The sequence below is a fragment of the Streptomyces sp. NPDC031670 genome (assembly GCF_055580545.1).
Genome location: NZ_JBVILC010000003.1, coordinates 83,761 through 103,482, shown reverse-complemented (window position 1 = coordinate 103,482; position 19,722 = coordinate 83,761). Strand labels below are relative to the sequence as shown.

14 protein-coding genes are annotated in these 19,722 nt (G+C 72.4%); 4 read left to right on the top strand and 10 right to left on the bottom strand.

Annotation, left to right across the window (positions count from 1 at the left end; translation table 11 throughout):
* Complete coding sequence (locus tag ACZ5ID_RS07555) at positions 1-2,007, bottom strand: hypothetical protein (RefSeq protein WP_468894383.1); 2,007 nt, start codon at positions 2,005-2,007, stop codon at positions 1-3.
* A 251-nt stretch (positions 2,008-2,258) separates the two neighbouring features.
* A complete protein-coding gene (locus ACZ5ID_RS07550) occupies positions 2,259-2,939 on the bottom strand; it encodes a nucleotidyl cyclase domain-containing protein (protein WP_468894381.1) in 681 nt (226 codons plus the stop codon).
* 392 nt (positions 2,940-3,331) lie between these two features.
* Here ACZ5ID_RS07550 and ACZ5ID_RS07545 point away from each other — a divergent pair, with 392 nt between their 5' ends.
* Together ACZ5ID_RS07545 and ACZ5ID_RS07540 are read left to right on the top strand one after the other, a co-directional pair.
* Complete coding sequence (locus tag ACZ5ID_RS07545; RefSeq protein ID WP_468894379.1) at positions 3,332-4,693, top strand: phosphatase PAP2 family protein; 1,362 nt, start codon at positions 3,332-3,334, stop codon at positions 4,691-4,693.
* Between the two features lie 194 nt (positions 4,694-4,887).
* Positions 4,888-5,529 carry a hypothetical protein gene (locus ACZ5ID_RS07540; RefSeq protein WP_468894377.1) on the top strand — a complete coding sequence of 214 codons (642 nt, stop codon included), beginning with the start codon at positions 4,888-4,890 and terminating at the stop codon, positions 5,527-5,529.
* A 22-nt stretch (positions 5,530-5,551) separates the two neighbouring features.
* Here ACZ5ID_RS07540 and ACZ5ID_RS07535 read toward each other — a convergent pair whose 3' ends face one another.
* From ACZ5ID_RS07535 to ACZ5ID_RS07525, 3 genes are read right to left on the bottom strand one after another with little or no spacing between them, the layout of a single operon-like run.
* Positions 5,552-6,940, bottom strand: a complete 1,389-nt coding sequence (locus ACZ5ID_RS07535) for an MFS transporter (RefSeq protein WP_468894375.1) — start codon at positions 6,938-6,940, stop codon at positions 5,552-5,554.
* A complete protein-coding gene (locus tag ACZ5ID_RS07530) occupies positions 6,937-8,946 on the bottom strand; it encodes a PEP/pyruvate-binding domain-containing protein (RefSeq protein ID WP_468894373.1) in 2,010 nt (669 codons plus the stop codon). Before ACZ5ID_RS07530 ends, ACZ5ID_RS07535 begins: the two co-directional genes overlap by 4 nt.
* A complete protein-coding gene (locus tag ACZ5ID_RS07525) occupies positions 8,943-10,304 on the bottom strand; it encodes an ATP-grasp domain-containing protein (RefSeq protein WP_468894371.1) in 1,362 nt (453 codons plus the stop codon). The genes ACZ5ID_RS07530 and ACZ5ID_RS07525 overlap by 4 nt, the downstream gene beginning before the upstream one ends.
* Positions 10,305-10,679: 375 nt before the next feature.
* Here ACZ5ID_RS07525 and ACZ5ID_RS07520 point away from each other — a divergent pair, with 375 nt between their 5' ends.
* Positions 10,680-11,819 (top strand): PAS domain S-box protein, encoded by a 1,140-nt coding sequence (locus ACZ5ID_RS07520; protein ID WP_468894369.1) that lies wholly within the window; start codon positions 10,680-10,682, stop codon positions 11,817-11,819.
* Positions 11,820-11,871: 52 nt separating this feature from the next.
* Here ACZ5ID_RS07520 and ACZ5ID_RS07515 read toward each other — a convergent pair whose 3' ends face one another.
* Entirely contained in the window at positions 11,872-13,617 is a 1,746-nt protein-coding gene (locus ACZ5ID_RS07515) for a serine/threonine-protein kinase (RefSeq protein ID WP_468894367.1), read from the bottom strand.
* Positions 13,618-13,799: 182 nt separating this feature from the next.
* Positions 13,800-15,113 (bottom strand): cation:proton antiporter, encoded by a 1,314-nt coding sequence (locus ACZ5ID_RS07510; RefSeq protein WP_468894365.1) that lies wholly within the window; start codon positions 15,111-15,113, stop codon positions 13,800-13,802.
* A gap of 210 nt (positions 15,114-15,323) precedes the next feature.
* On the opposite strand from ACZ5ID_RS07510, the gene ACZ5ID_RS07505 reads away from it, so the two are divergent.
* Complete coding sequence (locus tag ACZ5ID_RS07505; RefSeq protein ID WP_468894363.1) at positions 15,324-16,469, top strand: aromatic ring-hydroxylating oxygenase subunit alpha; 1,146 nt, start codon at positions 15,324-15,326, stop codon at positions 16,467-16,469.
* Positions 16,470-16,519: 50 nt separating this feature from the next.
* Here the strand turns inward: ACZ5ID_RS07505 and ACZ5ID_RS07500 are convergent, their stop codons facing one another.
* From ACZ5ID_RS07500 to ACZ5ID_RS07490, 3 genes are read right to left on the bottom strand one after another with little or no spacing between them, the layout of a single operon-like run.
* On the bottom strand, positions 16,520-17,761 hold the full coding sequence (locus tag ACZ5ID_RS07500) for a benzoate/H(+) symporter BenE family transporter (protein ID WP_468894361.1): 1,242 nt from the start codon (positions 17,759-17,761) through the stop codon (positions 16,520-16,522).
* Positions 17,758-18,936 carry an acyl-CoA dehydrogenase family protein gene (locus ACZ5ID_RS07495; RefSeq protein ID WP_468894359.1) on the bottom strand — a complete coding sequence of 393 codons (1,179 nt, stop codon included), beginning with the start codon at positions 18,934-18,936 and terminating at the stop codon, positions 17,758-17,760. The genes ACZ5ID_RS07500 and ACZ5ID_RS07495 overlap by 4 nt, the downstream gene beginning before the upstream one ends.
* The gene (locus ACZ5ID_RS07490) at positions 18,933-19,721 is read right to left on the bottom strand and encodes a thioesterase II family protein (RefSeq protein WP_468894357.1); all 789 of its coding nucleotides are present in this window, start codon (positions 19,719-19,721) and stop codon (positions 18,933-18,935) included. The genes ACZ5ID_RS07495 and ACZ5ID_RS07490 overlap by 4 nt, the downstream gene beginning before the upstream one ends.
* Between the last annotated feature and the right edge of the window lies 1 nt (position 19,722).

Here is a 19,722-nt window from a genome sequence, read left to right as displayed (position 1 = left end):
TCACGCCCCTTCCAGGTCGAGCTGCGCGTGCACCATGGCCGCCGTCAGGGGCAGCCCCACGATCCGGTCCGGGTGCACCCAGTCGTCGGCGCAGGAACGCAGGATCCGGCCCGACCGCTGATCGCCGTGGGCGATGGCACCGACCAGCAGCCTCAGCATCTGACGGAGTTCGGAGTCCCGTTCGGCCAGCCTCGCCCAGCCACCGACGACCTGTTCCGCCTCGTCGTGGAAGAACGACTCGTTCAGCGCGGCACGCCACAACCATACGAAGGAGTCGCGCAGTTCGGGCCGCCGATGCGCCAGGTACAGCAGCGTCGGCCACTCGGGCACTGCGGCTCCCGCGTCGATGTCCTTCGTCTCCACGACCACCTGTGCCGCGACGATCAGGAATGCGAGGACCGCCGCCCGGCCGGAGCGGTGGTCGCCAGTCCTGTCCCGCAGCATGGGCAGCACCGAGCCGGCCGCGTCGGGCTCGTCGGCGACCAGATCGGCCAGCGCGCAGCCGACGGCCACCGCCACCGCCACGTTGTCCACCGCGAACAACCGGGCGAGTTCCTCCACGGGACGTCCCAGCACCGCGCCCAACCCGTGCACCCGGGCCGCGGTCGCCCGCACCTGGGGCCGCTCGTCGGCGTACCAGCCGTTCACCAGCGCGGTCGCCTGCTCCCGCACCCAGGAGTTCTGGCAGGCCACGGAGAGCGCGTAGGCGACGGCCGTGCGGCGCGGCGCGCTGTCGCTGCGTGCCCAGGGCGCCAGGACTCGGCCTTCGATGTACCGGTAGGCCTCGGCGGCCAATACCCCGAGGCCCGAAGCCGCCGCGTAGACGCGCACCTGCTCCGCCGGGTGCACCACCAGCTCGTCCAGCCAGTCGAGGAGTTCGCCTTGGATCTCGTACTGGGTCCAGGCGTGCAGGATCACCCGGCGCGCGTATCCGGGGTCCTTGTACTCAATGATCTTTCCGGGCTCACCGTCCGGCTTGTCCCGCTCCTGGGCGCGCAGATGCTGAAGCTGTCGCCGCCGGGGCGTCTCGAACAGGCCCTTGGACCGGGCCGGGCGGCCGTCGGGCCCGGGCGCCAGAAGGTAGGGCCCGTCGTCCTCCAGCCGCTCGCGCAGCGAACGGGCGGCCTGGGCGACGTCCTCCTGCGGCAGCCCGTTGAGCACTGCCAGGGCGAGCGCGAAGCTGCGCGCGCCGGCGTCCGGAAGGCTCTCGGCCCAGATCTCGAAGTCCTCCGCCTCCAGCCGGGCGCGATGTTCCCGCAGCCGGTCCAGGTCGACGCCGCCGTGCAGGTCGTACTGCTCGATCATCGCGGCGGCAAGGTCCCCGGCCTGCCGACAGGCCGGGCCGCCGCCCACCAGCTCGGCGATCACGTCGCGCACGCCCTCGCGGGTCAGCAGCCGGTCGGCGACGCGCTCCCCCAGTCGCCAGCGCAGATGCGCGCGCACGACCTCCAGGGGCTGCGGAGCCTCCGTCAGATCCCTTACGCCGACTAGCAGTTCCCCGTCGGCGAGTTCACCGGCCGTCGTCGTGACGACCATCCACGCGTCCGCCTGGGACAGCGCGCCCTGCACCTTCTCGTACGTCTCCCGGCCCAGGTTTCCGATGTCCTCGGGCCGCTCCAGCAGGAAGCCGACGCCTCGCTCGATGACCCCGGTGTCGTTCTCCAACTGCTCGGCCAGCGAAGCGAAGTCCACTCCACTGTCCAGGTGGTAGACCGCGCCCGGGCACGCGCCGAGGAGCAGCCGTACGGCCATCGCGGACTTGCCGTACCCGGCCGCCGAGCGCAGGATCAACAGCCGCTGCCTGGTGAGCGCATCGCGGGCGTCGGACAGATCGGCGGGCGCGCAGTAGGCGAACCGAATCCGTTCCGCGACGAGCGGGGACAGCACGCGCAGCCTGCGTCTGTGCCCGCCGAGCACCACCACGTACTTGTCGCCGCCGACCATGTCCCCCTCGACGTTGGCGACGGCGTTCTGCAGCAGCCCGCGGCGCTGCGAACCCTGCCCCACCTGGCCGGTCGCCTCGTAGGACTCCGCGCCCGGTCCGGACTGCGGAGGTGGCGGAGTCTCCGCCCCGTCCTCCCCTCCCGCGGCCGGCTGAGCCTGTGGCGGCCCGTCCTGTCTGTCCTTCGCCGGCTCCTGGGGGGCACCCGGGGCGGGCGGTTTGGACGCGCCGCCCGCCGCGGGTCCCCCCGGCCCCGCCGCCGGCTGGCTCCCCCCTGAGTCACCGGCGGCGGGGGATCCCCCCGCCGTGGCCGCCGTCACAGCCGCACATTCCCTGTGTTGTGGACGGTCACGTGCTTGGGCCCGGCCACCTGGTCACCCTGCACAGTCCGCGCGTGCTGCACGACGGAGGGCTGCCCTGCGGCCGTGCTCCGCTGCCCGTTCCTGACGGCCGACGACTCCTGGTTCCGGCGCGGCTCGGCGAGCGACTCGGGCTCGGGCAACCCCGGCGGGGCCGGGTAGCCAGGGACGCTGAGCCAGATACCGATCGTCTCACCGTGCTTGGTGGTGAGGTCGAACGGCAGATAGGCCGCCGGGTCGATCCCCCGGTGACCGTGCCTGATCACCGCGCGATGCACCTCGTCCGACACGGCGAACACCATCCGGGCCGACGGAGCGGAGGTGAGGACGTCGCGCAGCGGCTGGGCGTCCACGATCCGGCAGGTGGTGTTGACCGCGTCGCCCGACCAGCCGTGCTCGTCGTCTGCCGCCAGACCCTGGTGCAAGGCCATCCGCAGCCGGATCGCGTGATCCTCGTTGGCCTCCTGCGCGTATTCGCGGAGCCCCTCGTCGAGCTCGCGCACGAACGGTCCGGCGATCACCAAGGGCGACACGGACGACCCGATGAGCATGAGCACGCCGTCGCCGCGGTCCTCGGACACGGTGCCCGTCGCCGCGAGCCCGGCACGCTCCATCGCGCCGCCGAGAACGCGGTACATCGCGGCCCGAACTCGTCGCTGCACCGGGTCTCGGCGCGGACTGAAGCTCTCAATGTCCAGCGCGATGATCCAGTGATGCGTGGCTTCCCCTGACATGTGTGGACCTTCCCCGTGCTCCCCGCGAAGGTGCTGCCGAACGAGGCTCCAGTAGACGGCATCCGGAGATTGCCGGTCCACGCCATCTGACGTACTCGCAAGGTTGGCCGGAAACGCTCTGCGACATGCGTTCGGAGCGAGGTCCGCGCTGTTTCCGACTGGCTCCGGCCCCCGCGCCCCCATGGGATGATCGCCCCCGCGACCAGCCCCCGCCCCATCCACCCCACCGGGAGGGTCGCGCCCCACAGTCAGCACCAGCGCAGTCGGTCGAGCCGTTGATACCTATAATCTCGCAGATGTCCTCGCGAATAGACCGCAGCATCACGTCCGCCCCATGGCGCCCCGGGCGTCAGCCGCGCGTGGTGCTGTGGGCCACGGCGGGCGTGGTCGCCCTCGGGTTCCTGATCGCCGTGGAGGTCATGTCGCGTCACTACGGCGCGGCCGGGCCGATCACCGTCCAGGCGCGGGAAGTGGTGTTCCCGCCCAAGCCGGGGCCGCTCTACGGCGGGCTGGCGTTGATGATGGTGGTGCTCACCTGGCGGCAGCGGTTCATCGCGCTCGGCGCCGCCATCGGCATCGATGTCCTCTTCGTCCTGGGGCGGTGGGCGGCCGGGGTCGACGTGCCCGAGGGGCATCTCTTCGGCAACGGCGCGCTGTGGGTGATGCTCGGCTGCGCGGTCTTCGCGATCACGCGCCGGACCGGGCCGGAACGGGTCCTGCTGCTCAAGGGCGTCGGTCTCGGCCTGCTGCTGGTCACCGGGCGCAAGATCGGTGACGCCTGGCTGTTCATCACGGCGAAGAGCCGCCCGAACGTGCTCGACCCGTACGTGGCCATGGCCGATCACGCGCTCGGCAGCCCCTCGTGGGTGGTGGGCCGGGCCGTCGAGGCCACCGGCTCGGTCGGCTCGCACCTCCTCCATTTCGTCTACGGCGAGCTCGCGGTGGCCGCGATCGTCGTCGCCGTCCACCAACTGCGCAACGTGGCCGCCGAGCGCCGCTTCCCCCGCCACCACCTGGTGCGCACCTTCCTGGTGATCGGCCTCCTCGGACCGGCCGTCTACATGGTCTTCCCGGTGGTCGGACCGGTCTTCGCCTACGGGCCGGGCGCCTCCGGCACCGGCGGTGTGGAGTGGGCCGTGGTCAACCTGTGGCCGCACACACCGGCGCCGATCACCGCCCCGCACCCGGTGCTGTACGACGGGCTCACCCCGCGCAACTGCATGCCCAGCCTGCACACCGCCTGGGCCACCGCGATCTTCATCCACTCCCGCAACGCCCCCCGCCCGATGCGGTACGCGGGGACGTTCTGGCTGGTCGCCACGGTGTGCGCCACGCTCGGGTTCGGCTACCACTACGGCGTCGACCTCGTCGCCGGTCTGGTGTTCGCGCTCACCGTCGAGGCGGCCCTGCGTACGTACGACCGCGGCTGGGACCGGTCCGGCATCCAGCTGGTCGCCCACGGCACGGCGGTCTTCGCCGCGCTCCTCGCGTCCTACCGCTGGCTGCCCATGAAGATGGCCGCGCACCCGTGGGTGTTCGGGCCCCTCCTCCTTCTCGCGCTGGCCTCCGTGGTCTACGGGTATCTGCGCACCACCAAGGAGTGGGAGCCGAAAGCCGCCCCGGCGCTCCTTCGGGAACCTCAGCCCGAGCTCGTCTGAATGAAGGGCGGCACGGAGGTGGTTGGGCGCGGCCGTGCCGCACCCTTCCCGCCTCCGTCACCCGGAGCGGGGCCTGAGTGCCGGCTGAGTCCCAGTGGACACCCCTGAGCAATTTCATGGCTTCGCGTGTCATGGTCCGGACAATCGCGCATCCTCCTAGTACGCACTGTGCGCACAAGAAGGGTGACGACGCCATGAACCGATCCACCTCCATCGGCCGGGGCCGCCGAGCGGGCCTCGCGCTCGGTGCGGCCCTGGCGTCCACCGTGCTCTGCACGGCCACGAGCGCGGCAGCGCCCGCCGAGGCGGCCGGCCATGCGGGCGGGCACTCGGACGCGTCCACGGGCGCCGCGCGCGCCTGCCCCGTCGTCTGGTTCGACCTCGGTGAGACCCTCGTCCACACCGCCGCCGACGGCAGCATCGGCTACCAGCCCGGCGCCGCCGCCTATCTGCGCTCACTGCGTCTGCGCCACATCGGCATCGGTCTGATCACCAACGTCCCGCCGTCCTGGGGCGCGACCGACGCCGAGCGGGCCGCCAGGCTGAGGAAGGAGGTCGACTCCGCCTGGCGGGGCTCCGCGCCCTTCGCCTGGGACGACTTCGGCGACCGGGTCCTCACTCCCCGTACCGACGCGGAACGCAAGCCCGCGCCCGCCCTCTGGCAGCGCGCGAAGGCCGACTCGGGGCGGTGCCGGCTCGTCTACCAGGCGGAGACGGCCGAGGAGGTCGGGGTCGCCGGCTCGCTGGGATATCTGCCGTACCAGGTGGGGCAGCCCCACCGGCCGGCGTTCCTGCCGGTCGGGCTCGTCGAGCTCCTCCGCCGGTGGCCGCGCTGAGCGGCGTCCGCGCACACCGCAGCTAGCGGCCCGACGGAGGCCTGCGCACCCCTCCTCCCGCCACCCGTACCGCGTCACCGGGAGGAGGGCCGCCGGCGTCCGCCGGGGCTCCGGTCCCGGTGCGGTCCCGCTCCACCAGCCCGGTGCGCAGCAGCAGCTGGACCACTCCCAGAAGGACCACCGTCACCAGCGCGCTGTGCCAGAGCAGGGCGTCCAGGTGGCCGGCCGAGACATAGGCGCCCACCGCCACCGCCGCCAGGGCGCACACCGCGCGGTCCACGAGGCTCTCGATCGAGAGCAGGGTGGCGCGCGGGGCGCCGGTGGGTACGGCGTCGTTCATCAGCTTGCGCTGCACCGGGTACGCGAAGCCGGTCGCCGCCGCGAACAGGCAGAGCAGGGCGATGACCGCCCACGGGCCGCCGAGCGTCATGGCCGCCAGTGTGCCCGCCAGCGCCAGGCTGAGGATCGACACCCAGGCCACCGGTGGCAGACGGCGGCTCAGCCACTGCGGGCGCGCCGAGCCCACCGCCTCCGCCACCGTCATCGCGGCCAGCACCGAGCCGTGCGAGGCCTCCCCCACCCCGTGGTGCAGCAGGATCGGCTGGAAGAGGTTGACCTGGCAGATCCGGGAGAGCGTGAAGACCGCCACGCCCTGCACCATCACCACGGCGAGCCAGGGCGAGGACGCCACGCAGCGCAGTGCGGCGCCCGCGTCCCGCAGGAACGCGCCGCCCCTGCGCCCGCCGTCCCCGCGGCCGGCCGCCTTCGCGGTACCACCGCCCGTACCGGACCCCGTACCGGACCCCGTACCGGCGAGCCGGGGCAGGGCGACGGCGCAGGCCAGCGAGCCCGCGGCGCTGGCGGCGCTGAGGACGTACGGGGCCGCGTGGGCGACCGACATCAGGGGTCCGACCAGCGGCCAGCACACGACCTTCGCCGCCAGCCCCAGGGCGCGGGCGGTGCCCTCCGCCTTCAGATAGTGCGCGTCGCACTTCTCGGCGCGCAGCCCGTCGTACAGATAGGCGCTCGCCGCTCCCGAGGTCAGCGAACGGCCCAGCGCGATGGCGAGGAAGTGGACCAGGAAGCCGGTGTACGAGGCGGCGGCCACCGGAGCCAGGTTCGCCGCCGTCATCACCACCGCCCCGGCCCGCAGGCAGTTGCGGGTGCCGATCCGGTCCGCGATCAGCCCGGTGGGGATCTCGAACAGGCAGAACGCGACGTAGTAGATGCTCTGGATACCGAAGATCTGGCCGTCGGAGAGCCCGGCCTCCTTCTGGTACGCGTAGAACACCGGCATCCACCACAGCAGGTTGAACAGCAGCTGGAAGCCGTAGTTGAGGCGGATGATCCGCTGCGCGGCGGGTGTCAGCGCGCCCTTGCCGGGCGGCGCGTCCGCAAGGCCCGCGCTCACAGCGCGTACGGGCGGATCTGGACCAGCCGGAAGTCGCCCCGCTCCGTCATCAGCCACTCGATGTCCAGCGGCCGGTCCAGGTCGTCCCCGCTGAAGTGCGACTGCAGGAGCCGCCCCGTCAGCGAGAGGTCCGCGAGCCGGGCGCGGGTGTCGGCGGGCAGCCCGTCGCCCCAGGAGCCCAGGGCGACCGTGCGGCCACCGCCCTCCACCACGTTGTACAGGTACTGCTGCGGCAGCACCGAGCCCTCGACCACGCGCTCCGGGGAGCCGGGGGAACAGTTGAGGTAGACGTTGCGGAAGTCCTCGCGGCGGGTCGGGTCGCAGGTCACCAGGACGCCGCCGAGGGAGGCGGGCACGTACTTCTGGATGATCACGCCCATGTAGGTGTCGTCGAGGGAGATCCCGACCTGGTGGCGCAGACGCACACTGCGGGGCGACACCAGCGAGGCCCACACCTGGCGTACCGCGTCCAGCAGTTCGCCGGTGCCGTGGACGGTGGTGACCGAGTCGTAGACGCCCGCCGCGGAGAATCCGGGCAGGTCCTCGGCGTTGGAGGAGGAGCGCACCACCAGGCGCCCGTGCTCGTCCGGCGGGACGGCGAAGGCCTGGGTGATCTGCCGGGTGACGGACTCGGGCACGGGGGTCTGCCGGATCAGTTGCTGCAGTTGCAGGCAGATGGGGTCCAGGACGTCGGTGGCGTCGAGTTCGAGTGCCATCTTGAGCTTGCCGATGCCCTGCTGGATGGCGGACGAGGAGGCGAGGAAGTGCTGCTGGAGGGAGAAGGGCAGGGCCACACCCTCCGGGGCGCCGACCGTCCGGGCCACGAAGTCGGCCGCGGCGGAGCGCAGTTCGGCGGTGCCCGGCGAGCTGAGGCCGAGGCGGGTGGCGAGGTGGCCGTAGAGGTCGTCGCGGGGCGGCCGGGGGCGTCCGTAGAAGGCGGTCAGGTCGGCGGTGCGGCTGTCCAGTACGTGGTGCAGCTCGCCGAGGTTGGCCGCCTTGGTGCCGTACCGGTCGCGGTCCGCGGCGCGCAGCCGGTGCAGGGACAGCACGGGCGCCTCTTCGAGCAGGGGCGGCTCCAGGCGTATGCGCTGCTGGTGCCAGGCGGGGGCGCGCAGGACCGGCTCGTCGTCCAGCCGCTCCAGCGATATCTCGTCCTCCCCCACCCGGTAGCGCACCCACGCGCCGTCCAGGCCGTCCCGCTCGACGAGTTGTTCCAGGTCGCGCACGATCGCGTTGGGTATGCCCCAGCCGGAGGCCAGGACGTTGGTGTGCGAGAGCGGGGTGATCGGCGCGGTGTTGAGGAACCCGGCCACCCGGGGCACGTCGTCGGGCAGGCACGGCATGGCCACGATGTCGGCCCAGCCGAGCTGCGCCTCGGCCGCCGCGTACTCCTCGTTCGTACGGAAGAACCGCAGCCGCCCGGTGACCTCGCCGGGGTTGAGCGGGGTGCGGGTCCTGGAGCCGAAGAGCTCATGGCTCAGGATGCGCGGCACCCGGCGTTCGCTGATCGCCGCCAGCTCCTCCTCCTGGCCGTGGTTGGCGGGCTTGAGCAGGAGGGGGAGCCGGCCGTCGACCCGGTCGCGCACGAACGCGTAGAAGAACTCCAGGAGTTCGCCGTTCATGGTGTCGGCCTCGGTCGTCTCCAGGACGAGGAAGGTGCGTCCGCTCCCCTCGGCGTCCTCGTCGGTGTGGAGCGAGAGCACCCCGAGCAGGAAGCGGCGGCCGGGGTCCATGTAGACGGAGGCGTTGAAGCCGTCCAGGTCCGCGTCCAGCTCGTCCAGGCTCATACCGAGGACGCGGGTGGCGATGTAGTTGACGTGGAAGGGGTGCGCCGCCGTGTCGAGGAGGTGCCAGGTGTTCTCGGCGCGGTCGACGACGACCTTGAGGTAGGGGTGGCCGGCCAGGACCCCCGAGAGGGTGCGGAAGAGCGGCAGGGAGAGGTTCTCGCCGACGACCGTGCGGTCCACGGCCGACTCGGCGGGTCCGGTGAGCAGGTGGGCGGTCATACGGAGACCTCCTCGGTCCGCACCGCGGGCAGCACCCGCGGCAGGGCGTCGACCAGGGTCTCGAAGTCGCGCAGGACCGTGCGGGCGTCGGTGGCGGAGAGCAGGCAGAGGGCGGCCATGGTGTTGGCGCCCCCGGCCGGGTCGTAGACGGGGACGACGCTGCCGTCGGGGAGCGAGCTCTCCGCGACCACCGACAGCTCGCTGCCCGGGCTGAGCGGTACGTTCCGGGCGACGGCCGGGAAGTCCCAGACCTTGCGGCCGTGCCAGGCCTCGCCGTCGCCGTCGACCGCGAGGACGACGAGGGAGCCCGCCGCGCCCTGCGCGTCGGCGGGGGTGAGGGCCTGCTCGGGCCACTCGACGGGGCGGCCGAGGAGGTGGTCGACGAGCATGCCGACGAGGTCGAGCCCGAAGACGTCCTCGATCTGCGGCACCGTCATCGCGCCGCCGAACCGGGCGGCCGTCTCGATCAGCCACATGCGTCCGCCCGCGCCGAGCTTGATCTCGGTGTGCGTTCCGCAGTCGCGCAGGCCAAGGGCGTCGACGGCCTGCCGGGCGAGCTCCACGACGCGGTCCTGGGCGTCCCGGGAGAGCAGGGCGGGGGTGATGCCCGCGCGCTCGGTGAACGGCTCGACCGTGGGCATCCGGCCGCTGAGGCAGACCGGGTGGAAGACACCGTCCGCCACGACTCCCTCGACGCTGACGTAGTCGCCCCAGCCGGGGTCGTCGAACCAGTCGGAGGCGGTGCCGGTCACGATCTGCTCGACCACGTAGTGCCCCTGCGCCTCGGCGACATGGAGTTCGGCGTACCCCAACTGCGCGGACTCGGCCATCACTTCGCGCGAGCGGCGCCAGGCGGTGGACACCTCGTACGGGGAGCGGATGATCTGGTGCGCGGTGGAGCCCGCGCTCCAGGCCGCCTTGAGGAGCAGCGGGAAGGGAAGCGCGCCGGCCGCCTCGTACAGGTCGGCCTCCGTGGCGACGGAGCGGAACTCGGGCTGCGACAGGCCGTGTTCGCGCCAGGTGCGCCGCATCAGGCGCTTGTCACGGGCGAGTGAGGCGGCGGCGCCGGGCCCGGCGAGACCGAGGGCCTCGCACGCCTCGGCGACGGCGACGACCGCGTACTCGGAGAAGGTGAGAACCGCGTCCGCGCCCACGGTCCGGGCCCGTGAGACGATCAACGAGACCAGGTCGGAGCGGTGCGCGTCGGCCGTCACGACCGAGACGCACAGTCTGCGAGCCAAGTCCGCCACGACGGGAGGAAGAGCGCTGAGCGCCAGCAGGTGCACTTCCGCCCTGGCGGCCGTCCGGGACAGGACGTGACCGAGCGGCGGACCACCCTTGGCATGCACTAACAGCACCTTGCTCACTGAAGTTCGTCTCCATTCGTCCATGTCGGTACGTGCCGTACGCGGGGTCGTACGCGCCGTCGTACGGATCGGGGATGCGCGCCGGGTACGGGTGAGCCGGCCGGCCACGTGTCGGTGCGTGTTCACCCGCTTACTCAAGAGGACCACGCGACCGGCGTTCCAAACGCCATCAGGGCCATCCGGTATTCAGGCAAATGCCTGAATAGCAGGCTGTGTTCGCGGGGTGGGCGGGGGCTGCGGGGCGCGGGGGCGGCCGTCACTTCGGCCGAGAACCGAGCATGCGCGGGATCGGGACGGGATACGCATCGCGTTGTGACTCTGCGTCAACCAGTGGCGTACGGGTCGCGCAGGGAGGGAGGGACCGCTGTGGACGACGCCAGTCTGAAGGCGCTGCTCGAACATTTCCCGGTGTTCTGGGGGGAGGTCGACGAGCCGTGGCAGGTGCGGGAGCGGGGCGGCGGCGCCTTCGCCGGTCCGGGCGCGCCGCAGGCCGACGCCCGTCCCGGGCTGCCGCGCCGGTACGCCGCCTTCGCCGGTCTCGCGGACCTCGCTCCGGCCGCCGCCTTCATCCGGGACGGCGAGGGCCGCTATCTGTGGGCCAACCACGCCTACGCGCACCTCTACGGGACCGTTCCGGACAAGCTGGTCGGCAAGTACATAGAGGACTTCGACGCGCCCGCCGAGGCCGTGCACTTCCGTGCCCTGGACCAGGAGGTCCTCAGCCGGGGGACGCCGGTGCGCCACACCCTGGACTACCGGCGCCCGGACGGCAGCGCGGGGCGGGCGGTGGGCCACCGGTTCCCCGTACAGGAGAACGCGCGCACCTGCGTCGCCGGGATCTACGTGGACATCTCCGACCGGCTGCGCGCGATGCTCCAGTGGCAGGAGGCGGAGGACAACCTCCAGGCGCTGCGCGACCACAGCGGTCTGCCCTGCGCGCTGCTGTCGGCCAACGGGCGCGTGGTCGAGGCGAGCACGGCGGCGGCCGAGCTGTTCGGCCTCAGCCTGCCCGAGCTGGTCGGGCGCCGCGCGCACACCCTGCTCGCCGCCGACCCCGGCCTCGACCCACTGCACCGCCGGTGGGCCGCTCTCATAGCCCGCCGCACCAGACGGGTGGAGACCTCGGCGGTGCTGCTCGACACCCGGGGGCGGCAGCGGCGCGCGCAGATCCATCTGACGACGGTCGGCCACTCGGCCGCCCGGGCCCGGCACGTGTGGGCCGTCGTCACCCACCAGAGCCTCGCCCACGAGGCCCATCCGTCACTGACCCCCGCGCAGGTCCGCATCCTCTCGCTGCTGGCGGCGGGCAGCAGCAACGGCGAGATCGCCACCTCGCTGAAGCTGTCCCGGCAGACGGTCGACTACCACCTCAGCCGGCTGCGGGACCTGCTGGGCGCGGCGACCCGGCCGGCGCTCGTCGCCCGCGCCTATGTGCTGGGCATCCTGGCCCCGCGCGCCTGGCCGCCGCGCTCGGCCACGGCCGCCCATCCGCTCAGCCCGGCCTGACGGGAACGGGCGGGGCCGCGCGGACCGGCGGCCCCGCCGCGGGCGGACCCGTTCAGGAGGTGGTGACGTTGCGCCACACCGTGAGGTCCACGCCGACGAACTGGCTCGCCGACTCCTTCGGCGCGAACCCGAGCACGGTGACCAGGCCGTAGTGCCCGGAGCCGGTCTTCACACAGATCCGGGACCCCTTGCCGACCTTGTCCCGCGTGATCGACGTGGTGTACCGGGTGTTGGCGCGGCAGCCGGCCAGGGTTCCCGGTTCGCCGGAATCCAGCAGGGCCATGGTGTTCTTGGACTGGTTGGTGGCGAGGGCGTCCCCGTTGACGATGTCCTCCGCGTAGCCGAAGTCGCCTTCGTAGAACACGTCCATCTTCTGCGGCTGGGGCGGCTCGTCGGCGAAGTTCACCGAGTACCCACGGGTGATGCTCATGTTCTTGTACACGGTCCCCTTCGGTGTCGCCGGGGGCTTGTTGTTCGCGCTGCCGGCGCCGGTGCCCGGGGTCGAACTGCCGGGCTGGGCACTGTTCTTGTCGCCGGCCTTGTGGGTGGGACTGCCGGCGTCCGAGTCGCCACCGGCGAGCCGGCTGACCAGATAGCCGCCGACGCCGACGAGCACGGCGGCGACCGCTACCGCGACCACCAGCGCGGCACGGTTCCGCTTGCGGGGCGGCGGCGTCGGGCCCGCCCCCGACGGATGGGCCGTGACGGTCCCCGGGGCGGGCGGATGGACGAACTGCGGCTGTACCGGGTGGGGTTGTACGACGTGGGGCTGCGCGGGCCGCGGATGGGCGGGCTGGGTCGGCGGGTGCGCGGGCGGGGTGTAGGGGGTGTGCGGGGCGGCCTGCGTCGGGGGGTACGCCGGGGGCGCGGCCGGGGCCGCCTGGGTCGGCGGGTGGGCGGGCTGCGGCGGCGGGGTCGGGGCGGCGGCCTGGGTGAGGTCGGCCGCGTACGAGGAGGGCAGCCAGCCCTCCGGGCGGCGCAGCGCCGGGTCCTGGGACGCTCGGCCGCACGCCTCGATGACCTGGGCGGGGGACGGCCGGTGGGCCGGGTCCTTGCTTAGGCAGGCGGTGACGATCTCGCGCAGCTCGTCCGGCAGGCGCGACAGGTCCGGGTCCTCGTGCACGATCCGGTACAGGACGGCGTGGGAGGACCCGTCGCCGAAGGCCGCGGCGCCCGTCGCGGCGAAGACCGCGATCTGGCCGAGCGCGAAGACGTCGGTCGCCGCCGTGCAGCTCGTCCCGGCCGCCTGCTCGGGCGACATGAAGGACGGGGTGCCGACGCTGACACCGGTCCCGGTGAGCGCGGTGGCGTCCGCGGCGCGGGCGATGCCGAAGTCGATGACGCGCGGGCCGTCGACGGCGAGCAGCACGTTGGACGGCTTGAGGTCGCGGTGGACGATGCCCGCCTGGTGGATGGCCTGGAGCGCCTCCGCGATCCCGGCCACCAGCAGCAGCACGGTCCCGACCGGCATCGCGCCGTGGGCGGCGACGGCGGCGTGCAGGGAGGGGCCCTGGACGTAGGCGGTGGCCAGCCACGGGCGCGGCCCGTCGGTGTCGCTGTCGACCACGGGCGCGGTGTAGAGGCCCTGGACCCGCTGCGCGGCCCGCACCTCCTGCTGGAACCGGCGGCGGAAGTCGGGGTCCTCGGCGAACTCGGGGCGGATCACCTTGATCGCGACCGGGCGTCCGCCGGGCGTGTAGGAAAGGTACACCTTGCCCATGCCGCCGGCGCCGAGCCGGGCGCTGAGGAGATATCCGGCGACCGAACGGGGGTCGTCCTCGGCCAGCGGCTGGAACACCGCCGCATCCGCCGCCGGGCCGTCCGCCCCGCCTTGGCCCGACTGATGCTGATGATCCGACACTCTTCGCCCCCGTATATCCCTTTACCCAGCGCTTACGGCGCCGAGCCTATCGAAGCTCGCGCCGGACGCGCCCCTTTCCGGGGGCGTCCCTTCCGCGGGGCTCCCGGCTCGGCCGCTCCTCAGCCCGCCTCCCGGGCGGGCCGCCTCGCCGGGCGCTCGGGGACCTGGGGCAGCGGCGGCCGGACCCGGTGCAGCAGCGGCCCGGTCATCAGCGTGGTGACGACCGCCATCAGCACCATCGCCGTGAACAGGCGCGTGTCGATGACACCCAGGCCCAGGCCCACGTTGAGGATGACCAGTTCGGTCAGTCCCCGGCAGTTCAACAGCACCCCGAGTGCCGTGGCCTCGCGGGGCGTCGCCCCGGTCAGACGGGCCGCGCCGAAGGCGCCGGTGAACTTCCCGGCGCAGGCCACCACCACGACGGCCGCCGTCATGACCAGGCCCCGGACGCCGAGGCCGGAGACGTCCACGGACATCCCGGTGACGGTGAAGAAGACCGGCAGGAGCAGCAGGCTGGTCTGCTCGATCCGCTCGGGGACCTGGGGGGCGCTCTCGTCGATCCGGCGGTGCGGAGCGACGGCGCCGAAGGCGAACGCGCCGAAGACGGCGTGCAGACCGGCCTCCTCGGTGGCGACGGCGGTCAGCAGGACGCCGACGACGAGGACCGCGTGGGTGAGCGCGGGACCGACGGCCCACGGTCTGGCCGGGTCGAGGACCCAGGCGAGACCCGGCCGTACGAGCAGGACGAGCACGGCGAGCAGCAGCGCCGACTCGATGATCATCCGGGCCAGCGGCCACGGCCCGCTCGCACGGACCACCACGACCACCGCCGCCAGGATGCACCAGGCGAGGAAGTCCTGTACGGCCGCGCAGGCGAGTGAGAGGGCGCCCAACGGGTCCTTGTACAGACCGCGTTCGGCCAGAATGCGGGCGAGGACGGGGAAGGCGGTGATGGACATGGCCGCGCCGAGGAAGAGCGCGGGGCCCAGCCGCCCGTCCGTCTTCAGCTCGGACTGGCTGAGCCAGGGGTGGAGCCCGTACGCCAGGCCCGCGCCCAGCCCGAACGGCAGAGCCACCGAGGTCAGCGAGACCGCCGCCACCTGCCGTTTCGCGGTCGGGGTGCGCAGCTGCCCGAGGTCGAAGTGGTAGCCGACGCCGAACATGAACAGGACGAGGCCCAGTTGGGAGAGGAGCTGGAGGTGGGGCAGCGTCGAGGGCGGGACCAGCTTCGTCTGCGGGTCGCCGGGGAGGAGGGAGAGAAGGCTGGGGCCCAGCAGGATGCCGCCGACGATCTCGCCCATCACCGCGGGCTGGCGTACCCGCCGGGCCAGCCGGGCCAGTACGAACGCCACGGCGAGGATGACGGCGAGGGCGAGGAGGAACCGTCCGGTGGGGGGCGCCGCGGCTTGGGCGAGTACACGATGCGTCGGCACGTCGGGGCACTCCTGTCGGGCCGCAGGGTGTTCCGCTGTCCCGCCGTTCTACCGGGGATTCACGGATGGGCACAACCACCGTTCAACCGCGCTCTTTTTGACATTGAACAACCCTCGTCACCGCAAAGGAACCCCTATAGAATTGCCGCGCACCCGAACCCCATCCCGATGATCACCGTTGTGCGCGTGGGACTTGGAGGGAGTTGACGGATGGATCGCGACGAGGAACTCAGGATTCTCGACCGTGCCCTGGAGCATCTGCGCGACAAACGGCTCCCCCTGACCGACTCGGACACCCGGGTGAGCGTAGACCGCTATCACTCCCCGCAGTGGTACCGGGCGGAACTCGACCGTATTTTCACCCAGTTGCCGTCCATGCTGGTGCACAGCTCGGAGATTCCCGGACCGGGCACCTTCGCGACCCTGGAGCATTTCGGCAGGCCGCTGATCGTCAGCCGCGACCAGGACGGCGCGGCGCATGTGTTCCTCAACGCCTGCCGGCATCGCGGAGCGCGTCTGGAAAAGGAGCCGTCCGGTCTGCGCAAGCAGTTCACCTGCGGATATCACGCCTGGCGCTACGATCTGGACGGCACCCTCGCCGCGATCCCGAGCCCGCACTGCTTCCCCGGTGTCGAGCGGGGGAAACGCAATCTGGTGGCGCTCCCGGCGGTCGAGGCGTACGGATTCGTGTGGCTGATGCCGCAGGAGAATCCGGGACGCGCCGACCTCGACGCGTTCCTGGGCGACTTCCGGCCCGACATCGCGGATCTCGACCTGGCCTCGTTCGAGATCTACGGCGCCGAGAGCCAGGAATGGGAGATCAATTGGAAGCTGGTGGTCGAAGGCACCCTGGAGGGCTACCACTTCCCGTTCCTGCATGCGAAGAGCGCCAACCCGCTCTTCGAGAACAGCACGTTCTTCTTCGATACGTTCGGACCTCATCTCCGCTCGATCCTGCCGAAGCGGTCGATAAACTTCATCACGAAGACGGAACGCTCCGAACGGCGTCTGCTGTCGGTCGCCAACGTGATCCACACGATCTTTCCGAACGAGACCGTGCTGCATCAGTCGGACCACTTCCTGTGGATTACCAGCCACCCGCTCGGCCCGACCCGTACGCTCGTCAAACTGCGCCTCATCGTGCCGAAGGGATCGGTGGGCGAGGGCAGCGCCGAGCAGTGGGAGGAGAACCGGCAGCTGACCTATCAGGTGCAGTACGAGGACCTGGAGATCTACCGGGAGATCCAGATCGGGCTGACCAGCGGCGCCAACGAGGAACACTGTTTCGGTACGCAGGAGTTCGCGCTCCAGAAGTACAACGAGGCGATCGAGGCGCACCTCTTCCCGGACGGCTGAGCGCTCACACCGCCCGGCCCCACCCCGCCCGGCTCACCGCGCCGGGCACCTCACTTCGCCGGCAGCCGCCTCTTCGCCGCGTACAGCGCGCCCCCGGCCAGCAGGCCCCAGAACGCGCCGCTGATCCCGAAGAACTGCACGCCCGACACCGTCACCACCAGGGTGACCACCGCCGCCTCCCGGTCGCTGGGGTCCGTGACCGCTCCGACCAGCGAGTTGCCGAGCGCGCCCAGCAGCGCCAGGCCCGCCACCGCCTCGATCAGGGTGGGCGGGGCCGCGCCGACGAACGCGACGGCCGCTCCCGCGCCGAGGCCGAGCAGGATGTAGGCGCCGCCGCCGACCGCCGCGGCCCGGTAGCGCTTGCGCGGGTCGGGCCCGGCGTTCTCGTCGGCGCACAGGGCGGCGGTGATCGCGGCGAGGTTGACCGCGTGGCCGCCGAAGGGAGCCGCGGCCAGGCCGAAGGCACCGGTCCAGCCGAACAGCGGGCCCGGCTCGGGCTCGTAGCCGTTGACGTTCAGGACCGCGATGCCCGGGATGTTCTGCGAGGCCATCGTCACCACGTACAGCGGCAGCGCGAGGCCGATCAGGGCCGACGCCGTGAAGTGGGGCGTGACCAGGACCGGGTGGGGCCACAGGGGGCCGAGGTCGGCGGCGGATATATGGGTGGTCGTGGTGATCAGGACCACCGCGACGACGACCGCCGCCGGGACCGCGTAGAGCTTCCGGAAGGTGCCGACCACGGCCCAGACCCCGACGATCGCCAGCCCCAGCGCCGGTTTCTCCTGGACGGCCTTGGCGGGGGCCAGGCACAGCGGCAGCAGGATTCCCGCGAGCATGGCGTTGGCCAGCGGTTTCGGGATGGCCGACACCGCGCGGCCGAGCGGCTTCCACAGCCCGGTGACCACGATCAGCGCGGCGGCCACGAGGAACGCGCCGACGGCCGCGCCGAATCCGCCGTCGACCGAGGCCGCTCCGGCGAGGAGCGCCGCCCCGGGCGTCGACCAGGCGACGCTGATCGGCATCCGCAGCCGCAGGCTGAGGAAGATCGCGCAGGCGCCCATCGCGACGCAGAGCGCCATCAGGCCGGACGCCGCCTCGGCGCGGCTCGCGCCCACCCTGGTGAGACCTTCGAGGACGATCGCGAACGAGCTGGAGAAGCCCACGAACGCGGCGATCAGCCCGACCGTCCCCGCCCTGACCAGCTCGGACGCCAGACCCGGCCCCCGAGTGGGTCCGGGTCCGGGGCTCGGTGGACCACCCGCGCTCAGCGCCTCCGTCTCGGACGTGGTCACGGCAACTCCTCGTATCCGCTCTGTACGACGATGTCGCGCATGACCTCGCTCGCTCCGGCGGCGACGGTTGCGGCCTGGGCGTCATGCGCGGCCTGGACGATCGGCGCGCCTTCCCGGAAGCCCTCGGAGCCGTGCAGATGGCGGCATTCCTCGGCCACGGTCCGGGCCACTTCGGTGGCCTTGAGCTTAGCCATCGAGCAGGCCGTGATCGACAGCGGGTCGCGGGCGTAGCTCCAGGCCGCGTGGTGGGTGAGCCGGCGGGCCGCCTCCACCTCGGTGAGCAGATCGGCCATGGTGTGGCGGACGGCCTGCTTGGCGCTGAGCGTGGACTCGAACATGGCGCGGTTCTTGAGGTGTCTCCAGGTCAGGTCCAGGCAGTTGGCCGCGTCCCCGACCGCCGAGATCCCCGCCGCGAGCCGCTCCAGCTGCATGTTCTTCATGATCTGGACGAAGCCGGAGTTACGGCGGCCGATCATGTTCTCCTTGGGCACCCGTACCCCGCGCATGCTGACGTCGGCCATGGCGCAGGCACGCCAGGCGATCGAGTCGTTGGGCACGACGTGGACGCCCTCGGCGGCGCGGTCCACCACCAGCAGGGTCAGATTGCCCTGGCCGGCGCGGGACCGGGGCTCCCCGGTCCGTACCGCCGTCACGAAGAAGTCCGCGAAACCGCCGTTGACGACGAAACGCTTCTCGGCGTCGACCACCAGATGGTCGCCGTCCTCGACGGCCGTCGCCTCCAGCCGCCCGAGGTCCGAGCCCGCCTGGGGTTCGGTGATGGCGAGGCCCGCGATCAGGTCACCGGCCACGGCCGGGCGCAGATAGCGCTGCTGGAGCTCGGGCGAGCCGTTGGTGGCGAGGTAGCTCGTGCCCATATAGGCGTGGAGCGCCACCGCGAACCGCACTCCCCCGAAGCCGGTGCGGCCCAGCTCCTCCAGGAAGACCACCGAGTGGAAGATGTCGAGTCCGGCGCCGCCCACGGACACGGGGTGGTTGAGGCCGAGGAGTCCTTCGGCGGCGAAGGCGTGCCAGGCCGAGCGGGGCATCGCGCGCCGGCGCTCCCACTCCGCCGCGTACGGCACGACCTCCTTGCGGAAGAAGGTACGGACCGAGGCACGGAACTCCTCGTGCGCGGGCGTCAGATGGGCCGAGGGGCCGCTCAGCGGATCGGTCACCGCGCACCCCCCGCCGCCAGCCGCGCGCAGACCGTCGCGAGCACGGCCTCCTCCTCGTCGCGCAGGAAGAAGTGCCCGGCGGGAAAGGAGCGGATGGTGAACTCCCCGGTGGTGTGGTGCTTCCAGGCCACCATGGACTCGTACGGGTCGATGTCGTCGTCCTCGCCGCACAGCGCCAGGACCGGCGCGGTGATCCGCCCGGGTGAGGGCTGCCAGGTCTCGGCGAGGCGGAGATCGGCGCGGAGCACCGGTTCGAGGAGGGTCATCAGGGCGCGGCTGGCGAGGACCTCGGGCGGGACGCCGTTCATCTCGCGCAGCCGCCGGTGCAGGGTGGGCCCGTCCATGGTGTGCATGGGCGGGGTGCGCGCGGGCACGCCCGGCGCCCGGCACGCCGAGACGACCAGCAGCTCGGGCGGCCGGTGGCCGTCGGCGGTGAGCCGGTGGGTGAGTTCGTAGGCGAGGCGGGCGCCCAGGCTGTGGCCGAAGAAGGCGTACGGCCCGCGCGCGGTCTCGGGGGCCAGGGACTCGGCCAGCGCGTCGAGCGCCTGCGGCCAGGAGTCGAAGGGCGGCTCGCGGAAGCGCTGTTCGCGCCCGGGCAGCCGGATGCCCGTCACCCCGACGCCCGGCGGCATCCGTGTCTGCCAGTCACGGAAGACCTGGGTGCCGCCGCCCGCGTACGGGAAGCAGAACAGCCGGGTGGTGACCGGGGCGTCGCCGCCGAACCGGGCGAACAGCTCGCCCGTCGCGGTCCGGTGCGGCGCGGCGGCGCGGGGCGGGGGGCGCACG